The sequence below is a fragment of the Flavobacterium sp. KY-23415 genome, from assembly GCF_055384985.1.
Map to the genome: position 1 here is coordinate 235160 of NZ_AP044001.1, position 20935 is coordinate 256094.

17 protein-coding genes are annotated in these 20935 nt (G+C 31.3%); 2 read left to right on the forward strand and 15 right to left on the reverse strand.

Going from position 1 to position 20935, the window contains the following annotated elements; translation table 11 throughout:
• Positions 1-143: 143 nt before the first annotated feature.
• The gene (locus ACZ49Z_RS01100; protein WP_464306361.1) at positions 144-1739 is read left to right on the forward strand and encodes a peptide chain release factor 3; all 1596 of its coding nucleotides are present in this window, start codon (positions 144-146) and stop codon (positions 1737-1739) included.
• Positions 1740-1954: 215 nt separating this feature from the next.
• On the opposite strand, the gene ACZ49Z_RS01105 is transcribed toward ACZ49Z_RS01100, so the two are convergent.
• Both ACZ49Z_RS01105 and ffh read right to left on the reverse strand, forming a co-directional pair.
• Positions 1955-2836 (reverse strand): bifunctional 5,10-methylenetetrahydrofolate dehydrogenase/5,10-methenyltetrahydrofolate cyclohydrolase, encoded by an 882-nt coding sequence (locus tag ACZ49Z_RS01105; protein WP_464306362.1) that lies wholly within the window; start codon positions 2834-2836, stop codon positions 1955-1957.
• A 78-nt stretch (positions 2837-2914) separates the two neighbouring features.
• Positions 2915-4252 (reverse strand): signal recognition particle protein, encoded by a 1338-nt coding sequence (ffh, locus tag ACZ49Z_RS01110; protein ID WP_464306363.1) that lies wholly within the window; start codon positions 4250-4252, stop codon positions 2915-2917.
• A 435-nt stretch (positions 4253-4687) separates the two neighbouring features.
• On the opposite strand from ffh, the gene ACZ49Z_RS01115 reads away from it, so the two are divergent.
• Complete coding sequence (locus ACZ49Z_RS01115; protein WP_464306364.1) at positions 4688-4990, forward strand: YbjQ family protein; 303 nt, start codon at positions 4688-4690, stop codon at positions 4988-4990.
• Positions 4991-5052: 62 nt separating this feature from the next.
• On the opposite strand, the gene ACZ49Z_RS01120 is transcribed toward ACZ49Z_RS01115, so the two are convergent.
• From ACZ49Z_RS01120 to ACZ49Z_RS01180, 13 genes are all read right to left on the reverse strand, one after another.
• Positions 5053-5517 (reverse strand): hypothetical protein, encoded by a 465-nt coding sequence (locus tag ACZ49Z_RS01120; RefSeq protein WP_464306365.1) that lies wholly within the window; start codon positions 5515-5517, stop codon positions 5053-5055.
• Positions 5518-5779: 262 nt separating this feature from the next.
• On the reverse strand, positions 5780-5968 hold the full coding sequence (locus ACZ49Z_RS01125; RefSeq protein WP_464306366.1) for a YgaP family membrane protein: 189 nt from the start codon (positions 5966-5968) through the stop codon (positions 5780-5782).
• 64 nt (positions 5969-6032) lie between these two features.
• Positions 6033-9230, reverse strand: coding sequence for an efflux RND transporter permease subunit (locus ACZ49Z_RS01130; RefSeq protein ID WP_464306367.1), 3198 nt, complete (start codon positions 9228-9230; stop codon positions 6033-6035).
• Between the two features lie 74 nt (positions 9231-9304).
• Entirely contained in the window at positions 9305-10384 is a 1080-nt protein-coding gene (locus ACZ49Z_RS01135; protein WP_464306368.1) for an efflux RND transporter periplasmic adaptor subunit, read from the reverse strand.
• A gap of 177 nt (positions 10385-10561) precedes the next feature.
• Entirely contained in the window at positions 10562-11875 is a 1314-nt protein-coding gene (locus ACZ49Z_RS01140) for a TolC family protein (RefSeq protein ID WP_464306369.1), read from the reverse strand.
• Positions 11876-12755: 880 nt separating this feature from the next.
• Positions 12756-14537 carry an ATP-dependent nuclease gene (locus ACZ49Z_RS01145; RefSeq protein WP_464306370.1) on the reverse strand — a complete coding sequence of 594 codons (1782 nt, stop codon included), beginning with the start codon at positions 14535-14537 and terminating at the stop codon, positions 12756-12758.
• A 522-nt stretch (positions 14538-15059) separates the two neighbouring features.
• Positions 15060-15887: a TlpA family protein disulfide reductase gene (locus tag ACZ49Z_RS01150; protein ID WP_464306371.1), complete on the reverse strand. Its 828-nt coding sequence runs from the start codon at positions 15885-15887 to the stop codon at positions 15060-15062.
• Positions 15888-15973: 86 nt separating this feature from the next.
• On the reverse strand, positions 15974-16768 hold the full coding sequence (locus ACZ49Z_RS01155; protein ID WP_464306372.1) for a retropepsin-like aspartic protease family protein: 795 nt from the start codon (positions 16766-16768) through the stop codon (positions 15974-15976).
• A gap of 172 nt (positions 16769-16940) precedes the next feature.
• Positions 16941-17489, reverse strand: a complete 549-nt coding sequence (locus ACZ49Z_RS01160; protein ID WP_464306373.1) for an REP-associated tyrosine transposase — start codon at positions 17487-17489, stop codon at positions 16941-16943.
• A 108-nt stretch (positions 17490-17597) separates the two neighbouring features.
• The gene (locus ACZ49Z_RS01165; protein WP_464306374.1) at positions 17598-18158 is read right to left on the reverse strand and encodes a hypothetical protein; all 561 of its coding nucleotides are present in this window, start codon (positions 18156-18158) and stop codon (positions 17598-17600) included.
• Between the two features lie 178 nt (positions 18159-18336).
• Positions 18337-19095 carry a hypothetical protein gene (locus ACZ49Z_RS01170; RefSeq protein ID WP_464306375.1) on the reverse strand — a complete coding sequence of 253 codons (759 nt, stop codon included), beginning with the start codon at positions 19093-19095 and terminating at the stop codon, positions 18337-18339.
• 502 nt (positions 19096-19597) lie between these two features.
• Entirely contained in the window at positions 19598-20116 is a 519-nt protein-coding gene (locus ACZ49Z_RS01175) for a nuclear transport factor 2 family protein (RefSeq protein ID WP_464306376.1), read from the reverse strand.
• Between the two features lie 47 nt (positions 20117-20163).
• On the reverse strand, positions 20164-20817 hold the full coding sequence (locus tag ACZ49Z_RS01180; protein ID WP_464306377.1) for a hypothetical protein: 654 nt from the start codon (positions 20815-20817) through the stop codon (positions 20164-20166).
• Positions 20818-20935 lie beyond the last annotated feature (118 nt).

Sequence of the window (20935 nt, forward strand, 5' to 3'; positions counted from 1 at the left end):
TTTATAATAGAATTCTAATGCTTAGTTCGAGCTTAAATAATTTAATTTCAGAGATTCAGATGTATAATTTTATCAGTGTCTTATTTTAGGTATTATTAATAGTGAATTATTTAAAAAACTTATATTTGCAAAAAAAATTTTTGATGAGTTTTAAAAACGAAATAAAAAGAAGACGAACGTTTGGAATTATTTCCCACCCAGATGCGGGTAAGACTACTTTAACAGAAAAACTACTTTTATTTGGTGGAGCAATCCAAGAAGCTGGTGCTGTAAAAAGTAATAAAATTAAAAAGGGTGCTACTTCAGATTTCATGGAAATAGAAAGACAAAGAGGTATTTCTGTAGCTACTTCCGTGCTTGCATTTAATTACAAAGACAAAAAAATAAACATATTAGACACTCCTGGTCACAAAGATTTTGCAGAAGACACCTTTAGAACATTAACTGCTGTTGACAGTGTGATTGTTGTTATTGATGTTGCCAAAGGGGTTGAGGAACAAACTGAGAAATTGGTTGAAGTTTGTAGAATGCGAAACATTCCAATGATTGTTTTTATAAACAAATTAGACAGAGAAGGTAAAGATGCATTTGACCTACTAGATGAAGTGGAGCAAAAACTAAAGCTTACTGTTTGCCCTTTGAGCTTTCCCATTGGTATGGGATATGATTTTAAAGGAATATATAACATTTGGGAAAAGAACATCAACTTGTTTAGTGGTGATAGCAGAAAAGACATTGAAGACACAATTGCATTTAATGATATTACTAATCCAGAGTTAGATTCTATAATTGGTCAAAAACACGCTGACAAATTAAGAGAAGAATTAGAGTTAGTCACAGAAATATATCCTGAGTTTAACCGAGAAGAATATTTGAACGGAACGCTTCAACCTGTGTTTTTTGGTTCTGCATTGAACAACTTTGGAGTTAGAGAATTACTAGATTGTTTTATTGACATTGCTCCGACACCTAGACCAAAAGAATCCGACACACGTTTAATAGACCCAAATGAAGATGTATTTAGTGGTTTCGTATTTAAAATCCATGCTAACATGGACCCAAAGCACAGAGACAGACTAGCTTTTGTTAAAATTGTATCAGGTACATTTGAAAAAAACAAACCCTATTTGCATGTTAGACAAGGTAAAAAAGTAAAATTCTCAAGTCCAAATGCCTTTTTTGCTGAAAAAAAAGAAATTGTAGATATTTCCTATGCAGGTGATATTGTTGGACTTCATGATACTGGAAATTTTAAAATTGGAGATACTTTAACAGAAGGTGAAGTGATGCAATTTAAAGGCATTCCTAGCTTTTCACCTGAGCACTTTAGATATATTAACAATGCCGACCCTTTAAAATCTAAACAATTAGAAAAAGGTATTGATCAATTAATGGATGAAGGTGTTGCTCAGCTGTTTACCCTTGAAATGAATGGAAGAAAAGTTATCGGAACTGTTGGTGCACTACAATATGAAGTAATTCAATATCGTTTAGAACATGAATATGGTGCAAAATGTACTTATGAAACATTTCCAGCACACAAAGCTTGCTGGGTAAAACCAAAAGATCCTAAAAACGAAGAATTTGCTGAATTTAGAAGGGTAAAACAAAAATTTTTAGGACATGATAAATACGGGCAATTGGTATTTTTAGCCGATAGTGAATTTTCTATTCAAATGACACGTCAAAAATATCCAAGTGTAGAATTATTTTTCACTTCTGACTACAGGACGATTTAATATAATTTATTATATCTCAATTAATAATTTACGAGACAGATTAAAACAAAAAAACTGCAAATTTTGCAGTTTTTTTGTTTTAAGCCTTTTAAGCTATAAATAGCCACAAAACGACTTATATTATACAGATATGTTTTTACTTTCTTAAATCGTAAATATTGAAGCCAATTTTAATCAATAAAAATTATATCGTTTTACCGTAAAATAAGATATTCCTATTTATTCTTTTTTTGTTCTCTCGCCAATAAAGTATTCTTTAAAAGCATTGCAATAGTCATTGGCCCAACTCCTCCTGGAACTGGTGTTATGTATGAAGCTTTTTTAGATACAAATTCAAAATCTACATCTCCAACAATTTTATATCCTTTATCTGTAGTTTCATCTGGCACTCTTGTAATACCAACATCAATAATAACAGCATCATCTTTTATCATTTCTGCTTTTAAATAATTAGGAACACCTAACGCAGTAATAATAATATCTGCTTGAGAAGTAATTTGATTGATATTTTTTGTATGACTATGTGTTAAAGTTACTGTCGAATTTCCAGGAAATCCTTTTCTACCCATCAATATACTCATAGGCCTTCCTACAATATGACTTCTACCAATAACAACAGTGTGCTTTCCTTTGGTTTCTACATTATATCTTTCCAATAATTCTAATATACCAAATGGAGTAGCTGGAATAAAAGTTGTCATATCTAATGCCATTTTTCCAAAGTTTTCAGGATGAAACCCATCCACATCTTTACTTGGATCAATAGCCATGATTATTTTTTGTGTATCTATTTGCTCTGGTAAAGGTAATTGAACTATGAAACCATCTATAGTATCATCGTGATTTAATTCTTTTATCTTTTTCAATAACTCTGTCTCAGAAGTAGTACTAGGCATTTTTATCAATGTAGATTCAAAACCTACTCTTTCACAAGATTTCACCTTACTTCCTACATACGTTAAACTTGCTCCATCATTCCCTACTATGATTGCAGCCAAATGTGGTACTTTTTCCCCATTAGCTTTCATCTTTGCAACTTCCGCAGCAATTTCATTTTTAATTTCTTCCGAAACTTTTTTACCGTCTAATAAATTCATTTGTGTGTGTTGTTGTTTTGTGTATTTAACCTATGAAAATTCACTATAAAAAAGACGCGATGTGTCGCGTCTTGTGTTTTATCTCATTCCTTTCATTCCTCCCATCATCTTCATAAGATTCTTTCCTGCACCACCTTGCATCATCTTCATCATCTTACTCATTTGATCGAATTGTTTCATTAATTGATTCACTTCTTCTATCTTTCTTCCAGATCCTTTCGCAATTCTTGCTTTTCGCTTCACATCGATCAAAGAAGGTTTGCTTCTTTCGGCTGGCGTCATTGATTGTATGATAGCCTCAATATGCTTAAATGCATCATCTTCAATTTCTACATCTTTTAATGCTTTTCCAGCTCCAGGTATCATTCCAACAAGATCTTTCATGTTACCCATTTTCTTTATCTGTTGAATTTGCGACAAGAAATCATCGAAACCGAACTCGTTTTTAGCGATTTTCTTTTGTAGTTTTCTTGCCTCTTCTTCATCATATTGCTCTTGTGCTCTTTCCACTAAGGAAACAACGTCTCCCATTCCCAAAATCCTGTCTGCCATACGTGATGGATAGAAAACATCAATCGCTTCCATCTTTTCACCTGTACCAATAAATTTAATTGGTTTATTCACTACCGATTTAATAGAAATTGCCGCACCACCTCTGGTATCACCATCTAATTTTGTAAGGATTACTCCATCAAAATCAAGTCTATCATTAAACGCTTTTGCTGTGTTTACTGCATCTTGTCCTGTCATGGCATCTACCACAAACAATGTTTCTTGCGGCTGTATTGCTTTATGGACATTTGCAATTTCGGTCATCATCTCTTCATCAACTGCCAAACGACCCGCTGTATCGACGATTACCACATTAAATCCATTAGATTTCGCATGTTTAATAGCATTTTGCGCAATCTCTACAGGATTTTTATTTTCTGGTTCTGAATATACCTCTACTCCAATCTGGTCACCCACAACGTGTAACTGATTGATCGCAGCAGGACGATAAATATCACAAGCAACCAATAATGGTTTTTTATTTTTCTTTGCTTTTAGAAAGTTTGCTAATTTTCCAGAGAATGTGGTTTTACCAGACCCTTGAAGACCAGACATCAAAATTACTGATGGGTTTGCTGATAAATTAATTCCTGCCGCATCACCTCCCATTAATTCGGTTAATTCGTCTTTAACAATTTTAACCATTAATTGCCCTGGCTGTAATGTTGTTAATACGTTTTCTCCAATAGCTTTATCTTTTACTCTTGTGGTAAAATCTTTAGCTATTTTAAAGTTAACATCGGCATCTAATAAAGCTCTACGAACTTCTTTCAACGTATCTGCAACATTTACATCGGTAATTTTACCGTGTCCTTTTAATATGTGTAAGGCTTTATCTAACTTATCGCTTAAATTATCAAACATAGTGGTATGTAATTTTAATAAGTCGCAAAGATAATATAAACTGTAAAAGTTTCAAAGATGAAAATTGCTTTTAAAATGAATAAAATAAAGAACAAAAGAAAGTTATCTCTTTAAAAACTTAAAAAGCTTCATTCTTTTCAAACATTTCTTTAAATAATTATTTACAAAGCCATTGCGATTTGCATGTTACTTATACCATTTATCACTTGAATTTACTGGAATAAAACGCCCTTTTTTCCTCGCTATTTCAATATAAAATAAAAACGTAGCGATGCTATGCTTTGATTTTCTATTTCATATCTAGAAAAAAATCATCATTTTCTTTTACAGTAAATTCAAATCACAAATGGTATTAACCCAATTTTAAAAAGAAATTGAAACAAAACAGTATTTTATACGACTAATTTTTTTAAAGTAACGATTTATTTAAAAAATATGATTTTAACAACAACAAACTCAATAGAAGGATATGCGATAATTGCCTATAACGGTATTGTTTCGGGAATTGCGGTTAACCTGCAAAAAACAAAAATGACTTTCAATATGCAAAAATATTATGCTGGGATTAGTGAAAGTATAACAGAAATTAAAGAGCAAGCATTTGAACAATTAAAAGCTAATGCAGAAAAATTAAACGCCAATGCTATAGTAGGCATCACAGTTGATATTGAACAAAAAGAAAGTAACACCATTAGTGTTATTGCAACAGGAACTGCCGTTAGTATCGTTAAGAGATAATTATACAATTGAAGAAAACTTTACACCTTTTTTTTCTAATCAAATTTTAAACAAAAACAATTTCACTCTTTTTCTGAAATAGTGGAATTGTTCTTTTTTTTATCTAATCTGTGATTGTTAAATATTTCAATAGCAGCCTTTAAAAAACCTATTAAACCAATTCCAAGAGATATTATTCCAACTGATAAATCTTTAAGGAGTTGTTTATTTGCAAATAGGAATAAACTTAAACCAAAAATTAAAACTGAAAAAGTTAAGACTGCAATATATACTATCGCTATCTTTCCTTTTTTGGGATTTTGCCAAATTCGCAACGAAAAATTATTTTGAGTTTTTGTTGTATCTTGTAGTGTTGAAAAACTAATTCCTATACTGAGAAAAATCAGAACACTATTAATATCACTAATAATTCTATCCTTATGATTAAATCCTTCTTCAAACATATAGGTATAGGGTTTGAATGCAAAATAAGCAGCAAGTAACAATATAGGATATTGTAAATAGCTAATCTTTTGAAAAAAACGCATACTTTTTATTTTTTTTACAAAGACAAAGCTACTAATAAATTTAAATAAAAAAGGCAAAAAATGAAGCTGTCCAAAAAGTCTTTTTTGTCTGCTGAACGTATCTAAATAGGTCGAATCTTCGGTTTTCAGATTTTAATAATTAGTACCATTCTAATAATTATAAAATCTAGGACGAAGCGAACTAACGATGCTAACAAGTTTTGTTTGACAAGATTATACTTTTTGCACAGCCTCTTTCTATCGTTATTTTTAATCTTTAATTTTAATCTTTAATTTTAAAAACTTTTCTTAAAATATCTTCCATTAAACACCAGTTGGTAAATGATGATTGTAATAAGTTTGCACCTACAAAAAGCGTAAACCATAACCAATTTTGATGGACATACATAGTCAACAATACACTTATTATTATAAATATACCTGCTATTCTTTTAATTAATTTATTTATCATTTTTAATTTGTTTTTAAGGTTTATATAACCTTTGTCAAAATTTAAAACTTTGACAAAGGGTTTCCTAATTATTTTTCTCCCATTTTTTACGTTCAACGATATAATAGATTAAAGGCACCACAATTAAGGTTAATAAAGTTGAAACAATAGCTCCTGCCACTAATGAAATGGCCAATCCTTGAAAGATAGGATCAAACAAAATAATCGAAGCTCCAATTACTACCGCACCCGTGGTTAACAAAATAGGTGTGGTACGCACAGCTCCTGCCTCAATTATAGCTTGTTTCATAGGAATACCATCATGTAAACGAATTTCTATAAAGTCTATTAACAAGACAGAATTTCGAACCATTACACCTGCTAATGCAATCATACCAATAAAAGAAGTAGCTGTAAAAAAGGCACCTAATAACCAATGTCCTAAAACAATACCCACAAGTGATAAAGGTATAGCTACCATCATAACCATTGGTGTTTTAAAGTTTTGAAACCAACCTACAATAAGCATGTATATCACAATAATTACCACTAAAAATGCAGCACCTAAATCGCGGAAAACTTCTAAGGTAATTTGCCATTCTCCATCCCATTTTACTGTAAAATCACTTTCATCGGAAGGTTGATCCATATACAATTCGTTCACTTTATACCCTTTTGGTAGGTTCATTTTTTGCAATTTCTCGTTCATACCTAAAATGGCATATACCGGACTTTCCAATACCCCTGCCATATCTGCTAAAACATATACGACTCTTTTTTGATCTTTACGATAAATAGTATTTTGCAAGGTATCTGTTTTTACTTTTACCAAATCACTTACCGAAACTACATTGCCTTGATTGCCTTTTATCTTTAAATTTTCAATATCTTGTAATGATGTTTTATCAGCATCTTCTAATGATAACACAATGCCTACTGGATCATTGGAACGTTCATCATATAAATTAGACACAGGCATTTCTCTCAATAAATAAGTAAGATTACCTACTACTTGTTGCGGAGCGATTCCATTCAACATGGCTTTTTCTCTATCCACTTCTAATTTATATTCCACCTGAGGAGCTTCTACCATCCAATCTGTATCCACCACATCATTTGTAGTTTCTAAAATTGTTTTCACCTGATGGGCTACTTTAATTTGCTCTTCATAGCTAGGGCCATATACCTCAGCTACTAAAGTAGATAAAACGGGTGGCCCTGGTGGCACTTCTACAATTTTAACATTGGCTCCATATTTTTTAGCAATCTTTTGTACCTGAGGACGCACTATTTTAGCTATGTCATGACTTTGCAAATCTCGATCTTCTTTGTGTAATAAATTCACTTGAATATCTGCCATATTACTTCCTCCACGCATATCATAATGTCTTACCAAACCATTAAAAGTAATGGGTGCTGAAGCTCCAATATAATTTTGATAATCTACCACTTCTGGAATAGTAGAAAGATACTGTGCTATCTCTTTTGTAACGGCTGCTGTTCGTTCTAAAGTAGTTCCCTCAGGCATATCGATGACTACCTGAAATTCATTTTTATTATCGAAAGGCAACATTTTAACCGCTACTGATTTTGTAAAAAACATAACCACAGATCCTAATAATAAGAAAATTGTAATTCCAAACATTAGATTTCTCTTCATGGAACTGTCTAATAGCGGTTGCTCTACTTTCTTATAGATTTTAAATATCCAGCTTGTTTCTAAACCATGTTCTGCTTTATGTTCCTGTTCGTCTTTCTCTTGTAATAAATGATATCCTAAATAAGGCGTAACTGTTAAGGCTACAAATAAAGACAACATCATCGCGATTGAAGCCCCTATAGGCATCGGACTCATATAGGGTCCCATCATTCCAGACACAAATGCCATCGGTAAAATAGCAGCAATAACGGTAAAGGTTGCTAAAATGGTTGGATTTCCTACTTCATTTATGGCATAAATAGCCGCTTGTTTGAATGGTAATCGTTTCATTTTAAAATGTCGGTGCATGTTCTCGGCAATAATAATACTGTCGTCCACTACAATTCCTACTACAAATACTAATGCAAATAGTGTGATTCGGTTTAAGGTATAACCTAATAAGTAATAACTAAATAATGTAAGGGCAAAGGTTAAGGGTACAGAGAAAAACACAACCAATCCACCTCTCCAACCCATTGCCAACATAACTAAAATAGTTACAGCTAATATAGCTACACCCAAATGCATTAATAACTCACCTACTTTATGAGAAGCCGTTTCTCCATAATTACGAGACACTTCAACATGAACATCTGTAGGTATTAAATTCTTTTTTAAATCCTCAACCTTTACTAAAATTTTATCAGCAATTTGCATCGCATCAGCTCCTTTCACCTTAGCTACTGAAATGGTTACTGCTGGATATTCTGATTTGTATTTTTCAAACTGGTTATTGGCTTTACCATAACCAAATGAAACATAATTTTTAGGTGTTTGAGGGCCGTCTTGAATGCTTGCCACTTGTTTCAAATACACTGGCCTATTTTGATTGACTCCAATAACTAAATTTTCTACATCTTCTGAAGTAGTTAAAAACTGACCTGTAGTAACTAAATATTCGGTATCATTTTGCACAAAATTACCTGATTGTGCACTTCCATTATTGGCTTGAATCATTTGCATGATACTTAAAGCATCTACTTTATTTTCAGCCATTTTATCTTTATCTAACACCACTTTTAATTCGCGTGTTCTTCCTCCTATTTCTTTGGTAATAGCTACATCTTTTACTTTTTCAATTTCAGAGGTTACTTCCTCTGCTATTTGACGTAATTGAAAATCATTGTACTTTTCGCTCCAAAGTGTTAATCCTAACATAGGAACATCGTCTATTGATCGGGTTTTAACCATTGGTTGATAAACCCCTTGTGGAAACATATCGCGATGTTTCATTAATTCGTCATACAGTTTTACATAGGAATCTTCACTGTTCTCTCCTACATAGAATTGTACTACCATCATGGCTTGACCATTCATAGCCATACTGTGAATATGCTCCACTCCTTTGATGTTACCTATAACTTTTTCTAGAGGTTTAATTACTCTACTTTCTACTTCTTTTGGACTTGCTCCTGGATAGCCCACCATAACATCGGCCATGGGAACATTTATTTGTGGTTCTTCTTCCCTTGGAATTAAGAACGAACTGTATGAGCCAATGATCATCAACGCTACCATTAATAAAATGGTTAGTTTTGAGTTAATGAAAAAATGGGCTATTTTACCTGATATACCTTCTTGCATTTTTTTTAGTTTAAAAGTTTAAGGTTTAAAAGTTTAAAGTTGTTTGCCAACTAAACCTAAAAACTGAACACTGATTACTGAATACTCACTTTTGCTCCATTATACAATTTTCCATCTGCAGAAAGAATGTAGGCTTCCTCTGGTGCTAATCCGGATAAAACCTCAACTTGGTTTCCATAGGTTTTTCCTATTCGCAACCATCTTAGTATGGCTACATTTCCTTCTCCTACTGTATAAACACCTGTTAACTGTCCTTCTCTTACTAAAGCACTTTCTGGCACCAAGACCGTAGTTGTTTCTTTAACTGCTTTCTGTTTTTCTATAGGAAATTGCACATTTACAAACATTCCTGATAAAATTTTCACATCGCTTTTTTCTAAATCAATTTTCACTAAGTATTGTCCTCCTGTGTTTTTAGCTGACAAGCTTACTTCACTTACTTTTCCATTTACTTCTATACCAAGCGATTTTACCAAAACTTTTACTTTCATACCGTTTGTTATAGCGGCAATATCACTTTCTGAAACCATAGCTGTTACTTGTAATTTTTGCGCTCCTTCAACGCTTACTAGTGGCATTCCAGGATTGGCCATATCGCCTTCTTTTATAAAGGTATTAGTTACTGTTCCACTGAAAGGGGCAGTGATGTTTGCATAGGCAAATTGGGCATTAATCTCATTGCGCATTTGTTTCGCTGCTTCCAAACCAGCTTGAGCCATTTCAAAACGGGAAGTCATGTCGTCTAGTTCTTTTTGAGAAGCACTTTGTTGTGCAAACAAATTGGTAAAACGCTCATAATCTTTTTTAGCGTTGTTGTAGGCCGCAGTGGCTTGAATAATTGAAGCATCGACTTGTGCTTTTTTGGCTTGTAAATCGGTATTGTTGATACTTACCAATAATTGCCCTGCATTGACTTTTTGTCCTACTTTTACATTGACTTTGGTTATATAACCCATCATTCTTGTACTTAAGTTGGCACTATTTTCGGATTCTATCTTTCCACTAGCCGAAACATACGGATGGGTATCATTTGTACTTTTGCCTGCTACTTTTACAGCAATGGCTGGTGTGTTGTTTACGGTTTCTTTTTTATCACTTCCACAAGAAACTAGGGTAAGTGTTGTTGCTATGATTAGGGTTGTTATTCTTTTCATTTTTATATTGTTGTATGTTAACTGTTCTCTGTTGTCTATTCTCTGTTGTAGGTTGTAGGTTGTGGGTTGTGAGTTATGGGTTGTGGGTTGTGGGTTGTGGGTTGTGGGTTCTCTGTTATTCGTTGTCTTCTTTGTGTTTTTTTCTTACTATTCACTAATTACTACTCACTAATCACTCTATTTAACCAAAAACTGCAAATACTCTTTCGTGAAATTATATTCAAACACAGCTTGCAGGAATTCTAGTTCTTTTTGAGCCATTTGTGTTTCTGCCATGAGTAAATCGGTTGTTTTTTCTAACCCTTGTGTAAAACGATTTTGACGAATTCTAAAGGCTTCTTGCGATTGTTCGAAAGCCAGTTGCGACAAGTGGACTTTGTTTTCAGCATCCGATAATTGACGATTGGTTTTGTTTATTTCTAACTGACTTTGTTTTTTGTATTGTTCGGTTTCTATTTTGGCTTTATTAAAATCGGCTTTGGCTTTTTGGGTTTTCCCCATGTTTTTATAGCCATCAAAAAGATCCCAAGATAGTTGTGCTCCTACTAAATATCCTTTGGCACTAGTTCCTAAAAACTGACGATCGTATAATTGATAATTTCCAAAGGCATTCAATCTGGGTAAAAAACCATATTTTGATGACTGTACCATTTTTTTATAGGCTTCAGTCGATTTTTCCATGGCTTGAATATCTTTTCGCGACGTATTCAAACCTGTTTCTATCTGTTCCAAAGTGATTTCGTTCGCTAAAGGTTCAGCTGGTTCATATATTTTACCATTGGTCTCTTCATTTAAAAGAAAAGCCAAATAATCGGACGCATTTTTTACATTGCTTTTAGCATATTGCAATTGGTTGGTTATTTCATTTACACGCACTTGCACATTGAGTAAATCGGTTTTTTGAAGCATGCCGTTTTTAAAATAGTTTTCAACCATTTTTAAATTGCCTTGTGCGGTTTCATTTGCTTTTTCTAAAACCGTAACGGCTTTGTAAGCCAGTTGCAGTTGCATATAGGCTTTGGAAACTTCTAACACTAAATACTCTTTGGTTCGTTCGGTTTGCAATTGGAACGCATCCATTTTTGCTTTTGCTGCCTGTCTTCCTAATAGCCCATCGAGATTCACCAAAGGTTGTTTGACTTCGATAACCGTTGCAAAATTTTGTGTTTGCTCTGGATCATTCAATAATGCTGGATTAAAATCGGCTGGAGTTAGGATTTCTTGGTTTAATTTGGAACCAAATGCCATTAATGGATTGGTAGTAACGATTCCTGTATATGACACATTTACATTAGGTAAAAATAAAGCATTCGATTGACGATAATCGGCTTTTGCAGCTTGATAAGACGCTTCAGCAGCTAACACTTGTAGGTTCTTTTCTGAGGCTTTTTGAACTACTTCTTCTTTTGAAATGGAAATTGTTTCTTGGCTATAGGTTATTCCTGTGAGTAGTAGGATGACGAGTGTGTATGTTCTTTTTATTTTCTTCATTGTTTTATATTCTTATTTACAAGAACAAAAGTACAATGGTGAAAAACGGTGGTTGGCAACTTGTGTTACAAAGGGGTGTAACTTTGGTTACAAAGCATTACTGCTAAATGATTAGTAGTAAACCAAACTCCATTAGTAGTGAGTCGAATTTGATTTGGTTTAAACCGAACTCAATTAATAATAAACCGAATTTGATTTAGTTTAAACCGAACTCCATTAGTAATAAGCCTAATTTAATTAGGTTTAAACTAAACTTAATTAGTAATAAACCGAACTTAATTAGTAATAAACCGAACTTGATTAGCAGTAAACCTAACATAATTAGTAATAAGCCTAATTTGATTTGGTTTAAACCGAACTCCATTAGTAATAAACAAAACTTAATTAGTAGTAAACTTAACTTGGTTTTTATTCAAAAATTTATGAACCGACAAAAGAAACGAATTACAGTACTACAATTATCTTTCCGTAGGTTGCAAATGAGTTTCCGTAGGTTGAAAGTGAACTTCCGTAGGTTGAAAGTGAACTTCCGTAGGTTGCAAATGAGCTTCCGTAGATTACAAATGAGCTTCCGTAGATTACAAATGAACTTCCGTTGGTTGAAAGTGAGCTTCCGTAGATTAAAAATGAACTTCCGTAGCTTACAAATGAGTTTCCGCAGGTTGCAAATGAGTTTCCGCAGATTAAAAATAAGCTTCCGTAGGTTGAAAGTGAGCTTCCGTAGATTAAAAATGAACTTCCGCAGGTTGCAAATGAGTTTCCGTAAGTTGCAAATGGAGTGATATTTTACATTACTTCGAAGTCAGGAGACTTCGAAGAGCGGGTTCAGTTCAACACTTGTTTCATTGTTCATGCTTCGCAAGCAACGAAACTCTAGCTGTTAGCAGCTGGCATTTGTATTTACCTCTTTAATAAATTGTTTAATCTTTGCGTTATCAAAAATTTCCTGTTGTGATTCTTGATTGTTTTCTAGAAGGTTACAAATATTCTTACACAATAATAGTTTGATTTCAAGTGTTTCAAAATCAATTTGATAGCTCTTATCAGTGTTTCTTAATTTACACATTTCATTCAAAAATTTCAGAATTGGAGTTTTTTCATAGATTGGTAATGATTTTTTTACTCTGTCTTCTGATCTAATTGTAGAAAAGCCTCTTTTACGAATTATTTTATTTGCAGCATCAATTACTACATTTATAGGAAGGAAATCTTCAATTTCGATATCATTTGGATAAGTACCATCGTACTTAGAAATATATTTATTTATAATTTTAATATTTGAAAGATTACTTTTCTTCTTTGGACTATCTAATGATGCAAACTCTGATCTTCCAGCAGAATCTTTGTCGTAAAGCACTACAACAACAGGTTTTTTTCTCATATCAGAACAATAGTCATTCATAAATTGTAAGTATCCTGAAAATTTATTTACACCACCAGCCGATAAGATATTAGGAGTGGGAAAACCATATAATTTATATATTTGATTTAGATAATCTTTATCTTCTTGCCCTTCAACTAAAATGTTAAATGGCATAACTTCCCAATTATCGTTTTTCTTTAAGCCAAAATTGTCTTTTATTCTTTCCGCCTTTTCATATTCTTGACCTTCAAATATTTTAGTATCAAGTTTATAGTAAATCGAGTTGTTTTTTCTTTTAAAAGGTTTCTCTTCTTTAATACTTTCAAATAAATAAGTATTAGTTAAATTATTTACATCTATAAAGAATTGAGAATGGGTTGTAATTAAAATTTGAGATGAAGCTGATTCATCTACAAAATTTTTATAAAGATTTTTTTGCAAACCAGCTTGTAAAAAGGCTTCAGGTTCGTCTATAGCCCAAATTACATCTTTATTAGTTTTCTTATTTACATATTTAATAAGTGATAAAAGAATAGATCTTTGGATACCACTACCTTTTGTTTCTAACGGATGTTGATTAGTATCAAATAACGTAAATGTAATCATATTTGAAATAGCTTCTCTCAAATAATTATATTCAGGAAAATTAATTTTTAATTTCCAACTTTTAACATCAAGAGAGTCTATGTCGTCTAGTAAATCAATAAGTAATTTGGTTAATTCAGATTCTATTTTTTCTACAACCGTCTTTGAGTGATTGATAAAATCGTCTAATTTATCTAGTGATTCTTTTTGTTGTTTACCACGTCTTCTATCTAAACTTAGCGGTAGTATTTCATCATTGACTATTTCAGAGATTAATTTTGGAATATCTACATTACTTGCTTCAATAAAAAATAATTTAAACTTATTAGTGAGAAATTTAAGTATTTCACTTTCATTTATGTTATTATTATTGACTTTACCTGAGATACTTATTTTTTTTACACCTTTAGTTTCAGTAAATTCTTGCTTTATCGAATAAATCGATCCAGTTTCAATTTCCTTGATTTTTGCGGACAACGTCGTTTTATATCCCGCACCTCTTGTCGCTTCAACTATATGATAGGGTATATCTCTTTGTGGTTCAAAATTTTCTTCAAAAGGATTAAAGAATAGATATAGTGCTCTTAGGAAATTCGTTTTTCCTATATTGTTAACACCACAAATAACTAATAAATTATCGTCTTTTGGTTGTATTTTTAATTTTAAAATTGATCTAAAATTTCGAATTTCAAATTCAGTTATTTTATATTTCATTTAAGCGGTATTTTTTGAGAATGCTTGCTGCTAACTCGTTTATATGCTCAGTTTTTTGCAAATTAATTGAGCAAGCTACCCATTTTTGTATAGATTAGCTCAATTATCGTTGCTTTTTATTTTTTATAAATCATCAAAAGGACTTTCAATCTGCTGTTATTTTTTTTATTATTGCTGGTAACTCATTTATATGTATAACAAGCGTCATATTTCCTTTTCACAAACCTAAACTATTCTTTCTAAATCCACAATACGTATAAATACGTAATTTTGGGTGTTTTTTGTACGTAGAAATACGTACGAAAGGCAATTTGGTTGCTTTTTCAAAGGTAATGCAGTAAATTTTCTGTTTTGTGCGGTAATCCATAAATGAGTAAAAAAAATATTTTTTAGGAGTACTATTCTAAATTGCTTGCTTTTTTCACTCTCCTAAATAAACTCCTCAGATTTTATTTAAAAACATTAGCAGTCCTTGATTTTTCAACCAAAAACCGCTATTGAGAATACATTTATATGAAAGATTTATTTTTGAATGGATTCAATTATATCATATATATTATTTGAAATAACAAATCTTTCATAGGCTGGATAACCATTATATACTATTCTATTATCTTTTATAATTATAATAGTAGGGTATAATGAAACACCTATTTTTTTCGCATCTATATCATCAAAAATATAAAGGTTTTCAAAGTTAAATTTTTTGTTCTCAATAAAGTTAATCGTTCTATAAAACTCATCTCTTTCAATAGCAACATTAACAGCAAAAAATTCTATTTCTTTTCTATTTGAAAAATGATTTGTTAAATTATTAAACAAAGGAAATTTTTCAATGCAAACACCACAACTGGTTGTCCAAAAATCCAGAACATAAATTTTATTCTTATCTAATTTCAATAATTCTTTTTTAGAATTATATAATTTTATTTCGGTTTCAACTTCGGATGTAATTTTATTGTAATTATTAAAGTAATGCACATTTTGCACTACTATAGTTGATGCAAAAACAGAATAAATTAGAATTAAAACAACAATACCAATTTTCTTAAATAGCGTTGTTGCATTATAAAAAACATAGGATAAAAAAGCTGTTATCGGTAAAAGAAAAATAATAATGTAGGCTTTATCAAATTGGATTATTTTAAATAGACTCAACAACAATAAAAAGGCTGAATATGAAAAACAAACAAAATATCTATTAATATTAAATTTAAATTTTTGAAACAATGTAACCGTAATAAAAACTAACAGCATGAATAATGGAATATATACTGAATATTCATCACTAACAACACCCGCAAGTAAATTATTTAACAATATGATAACAAAAAAAATAAAATATTTCATAACCTGATTTTGTTTGTGGGCACGAGCAAGATGCTCGCGCTAGCGGGGGTAAAACCACTGTTGTACCTTCGTTGTTTTATTTATCTTTATTTTTTTTCAACACATAAAATGCCATAGTTATAATCTATTGATATTTTACCAAGTTTACTTAAAGCGTTTTGACCTAATAGCATAGGAGCTTCTAAAGAGTTTGATATTGATGCCGATACATTATACAATGTCATATCACCAATTTTTAAACTTTTTATATTAAATCTTTCGCTTTTAGCAGTACTACCATCAGCAAATTTATATGTTGCACCTTCTAACCAATCGTTTTCTTTAATTGTACCTGTTCTAATTAATGTTAATGCAACATCAGGAGTAATGCTAATTTCAGAAGCACCTGAATCTATTATAAAAGATATTTTTAGTACGTTATTTATTTCAGTTGGTATTTCAAATAAATTTGAATTTGATTTATACAATTTAATAGGGTTATCACAAGAATTACTACTTGCTAAACTTTTATTTAATACTGTTGCTGAACCTAACATTCCATTTTGATAATACCAATAAAATACTAATTGTTTTTCATTCAAAACTTGTATAACAACTGTTCCATTTTCTACACACCCATTATAGTTTTTTGTCAACACTTCTTTAAAAAAGAATCTTTTGTCATAAGTATTACCAACAAAACTTAATATGCCACCACATCCTAAAGTCGGGTAATTTATACTTGCTGATACTTTATCTTGGGATATAGATTTAATACTTATTTCAACAGGGTATTCTTGACCAATACTTTGCTTATTAATTCCCGAATAGTATCCTTCAAGTTCTTGGCTATAACCACAAAATGTAATTAAAAATATTATTGCTAAATACAGTGTTCTCATTTTTTGTTATTTATTAGTTGTTTTTATTTTCTATTAATTGCATTTGGTCTTGAAACTCTTTGTATATAATCGGATAAAACCTTGAAACAGAAATATTTTTTTCTTTTGGTAAAATTATTTTCATCTCTTCCCCCGCTAGCGCGAGCATCTTGCTCGTGCCCACAAAGAAAAATCAATTTATATCAATCTCTAACACCGTTTGATCGTTGTTGCCATAGTTTCTAGCACTACTATACTTCCAATCTATTGGATCTATTACAAATCCTGTTTGTACAGGGTTATAATGAACATAATTTAATTTCTGTTCAAAAACTTTTAAAGACCAAATCGCTATTGGTTTGTTGTTTTGTTGCCAAAACTGTCTTTGTTTCACATTACTATTCTTTTTCCCTGCTCTTTCAAACATCCAAAGCATCCATTCTTTTCTGCTTTCCTGTTCATTTTCAACTATCGCTTTCATTATTTTTCTAGAAGTAAAACCTTTAAAATCTCGAATTAATCCAGAAGGGTCAGCATGTGATGAACGAAAAATTAAATGGATATGACTTGGCATTATACAATAGCCATAAATCTCCATACCTTTGTTTTTTCTACAATAGTCTAAAGATTCTATAATTAAATCAAAATACTCTATTCTCGTAAATACGTCTATCCAATTAACTGTTGAGAAGCTAATAAAATAGGCTCCTGATTGCTCTCCAAATTTATACTTCCTACTCATTTTGTAAAAATAACAAAACTATTAAAACCTTTTTAGCCTGATTTTGTTTGTAGGCACGAGCAAGATGCTCGCGCTAGCGGGGGCTAGCGCTATCTGAGGAAGAAGTTTTTATTCTTTCTTCCCAAATTTGTCGAAAAATGATTTTCTACCATTGTCATCATATACGTATGGATTGGAAAAAGTCTCGTCCCATTTATTTTGAATTGTTGGGAAATCTGCATCTACAAATTTCTCAAGGTCAGTTTTGTTTACTGAAATGAAGTAGGTTGTTCCTTTATGTGGTAATATAATAGATACTGTGTCGATATAGTCAAGCTTTTTCATAATCCTTACAGAACCGTCAACAAGTGCTTTCTCAATAGCATCTCCACTTTCCCAATATCCTTCTAAATCAGATTCAGTCAGTCCTGATTGTGGGTTTATTTTTTTATATTCTGCATAGTTTTTTACATAAATGATTTTTGCACTTTTACCTTCAAGTTCAACAGTTTTTACGGAACCACCTGCTCTCAATCTTGAAGCTTCCATTTCCACCTTTGAAAGTTTTTCATCTTTTGGACTTTCTTGTTCATTTTTTTTTGTTTGGTCAGTCTTACTTTCATTTGTCTGGTTTCCACAACTCACTAAAATCCAAGAAAGAATTGCGGCTGTAATAATTATTTTTTTCATTTTCCTATTTTTTTAGTTTGACATTTTTTTTGCTTAAAATGGCATACAACGGTCTGGTGTATGAATAATAGTGGGTGATATTTAACATTACTTCGAAGTCAGGAAACTTCAAAGTGCATGGGCTTTATAGTTGGCTCTTCAAGCCCAACGAAACATTAACTATTGTATGCTGTTTTTTTTATAGTTTTTTATTGCCAATAACTTTTTTAATTTCAGTATCAATAATGAATCCTAAATCCCTTTCTTTTGTGTTTTCTGATTCTTTCCAAGTTTTATCAAATCCTATTAATATAATTTTTTTCGTTGTAGATATTATTGGGTCAGTAAAAGTTATTTTAAATTTTTTTGATTCCTTAGCATCGAATTTCAAACAATAATTATTACTTCCACATTTGTTTTTAGAAATCTCCCACAAGTTTTTACCATTTATATCAGTTATTTCGCTTGAATTGTCTATTTGACAATCGCAACTTCTACTATAAGTTGTTGTCGCTGTAAATTTTTCATCGCCTAAAGAAGTGATTTCAAAATAATCAGGAATTGGAGCCATCATTTCTTTTTCATATGGATTTGTTATTTCAATTTCAAGTGATAGGACATAACCATCTATTTTTTTAGGAACTGAATATTCATCGTCTTTTATTTTAAACTCATTTTCTTTTTTTGTGGTTTTTATATTTAATATTTTTACATTGAAATTATAATTACTTTTTGGTAAATTATAATCGAAAGTGTTAAAATCAGTTATCTTTTTTGGAGAATTTGTTTCTGAATTTTTCGATTTAGGAATATTTTCTTTTTCATTAGAACTGTTAGATAGAGTGTTAAAAATAAATATAATCAAAAATAAACCAAGAATAGGAAGACAACCAAAACTTATAATTTTTTTGTTGATTTTTTTTCTTCTTTCTAATTCATCAGGATTTAAATTACTCATTTTTTAAGATATTAATTTCTTATTTTTTTTCGTTCCGTTCAAATGAAAGTCAACTTGTTATATATATAACAAACGCCATATTTCATTTTCACAAACCTAAACCATTCTTTCTAAATCCACAATACGTATAAATACGTAATTTTGGGTGTTTGTTGTACGTAGAAATACGTACGAAAGGCAATTCGGTTGCTTTTTCAAAGGTAATGCAGTAAATTTTCTGTTTTGTGCGGTAATCCGTAAATGAGTAAAAAAAAATATTTTTTAGGAGTACTATTCTATGTTGTTTGCTTTTTTCACTCTCATTTGTGTCACTTCTTCCAAGGACAATCCTGTGGCTTCGGCTATGGTTTCGTTGGCAATGCCTTTTCGTAAAAACCTCTCAAACTGACGGTGTGCTGGTTACAAAAACAATGCATAAAACCACTTTAGCAGCACATCAGTTCGAGTGCTTTTGTGTAGCGTAACGAAACAAAAATGTATCGAGAACTCATATAAATCTACCTTATTTCTTCACTTGCGCTTTAATTTGTTCGAAATACTTCGTATAATTCCCATAATCGATATGTTGGGTAATCTTTCCTTTTTCAATAGTGAGAATGGTTACAAAAGGAATGGCAATGAGAATGGTTTCGTTTGTTTTTTCCTCAAACCAAGCATTCGGTAAGACGCATTCAAAAGTGGAATTGATAATTGTATGATTTCCTGATGTAAAGACTTTTTCAATATTAAAATTCACGTAAGGTGGTTTGTCGTTTTTAAATTTGTCTTTAAAAACTGTTTTGAAGAATTGATACACTTTTTCTTTCCCATCGAAAACAAAATCTTGTTGAAAAGCTGCTTTGGCTGTTGGATCTTCAAAATGAACCTCATCTGCATAAAAGGTTTTCATGGTGTCAAAATCCCATTTTCCATAGGCTTGCATATAGGCTAAAGCCAGTTTTTCGTTTTGACTTTCATTGGTTTGCCCAAAGGAAAGAGTGGAAAGAATAAGTAGTAAAATTAAGGTTAGTGTTTTTTTCATAATCCTATTTTAGTTATTTCGTTGCTTTGAAGTGCTTGGTTTTATTATTAATAAGATACAGACATAAAGCTAGCTCCTTCTTCAAAATTATCGATAAATGTTTCTTTAAATTTTTCTTTTCTTTGACTGACTTCTTCTTCTGTTTTTGAATACTCATTATAATCTACACATGAAAAAGCATAATCAAAATCTTCTTTCAAAGCAAAATTATATTTCTCTCCATTGCAGAATCTACTATAAAAAGCACCTCCCATGCCTTTTCGTTGTTCTCCTACTGTTTTGAAATAGAATCCTTCTTTTTTTTCTGTAGTATAGTATTTAAGGATAATCCACTCACCATGACCATCATCAAAACACTTTTTTAAATTTTGATATCCTTTCGTTTTCTCAAAATCTTCTATTTCCTTTTCAAGTTGCTCTTCGTTTTCTCGAATTAAAAAAGTAATATCTTCTGAGCGAAAATGTTCTTTTACCTTTTTTAAATTTTCATTTCCCTTAACTATTACTACACTTTCAACTTCTGTAGGTACTTCAATCTCTTGAATGTATTTATTGAAATGTTCAAAATCTACATTAAATGCATCAAATTTTTCTTTGATTTCTGCTCCTGTTTCGCCATAAATACCTTCTCCAATATAGAATAAGTGATGCTTTTTTGCTTTTTCTAAAGTTGCTTTATAATGTGTGATGTCTAATCCCATTGTTTTTTTTAAATTAACTACATGAATTTAGGTTTTTACCAATAAACAGACAATAGATATTAAAATAGCTTCTCGATACGTTTTTTATAAAATTGCTGTTCGCTTTTTATAAAAAACA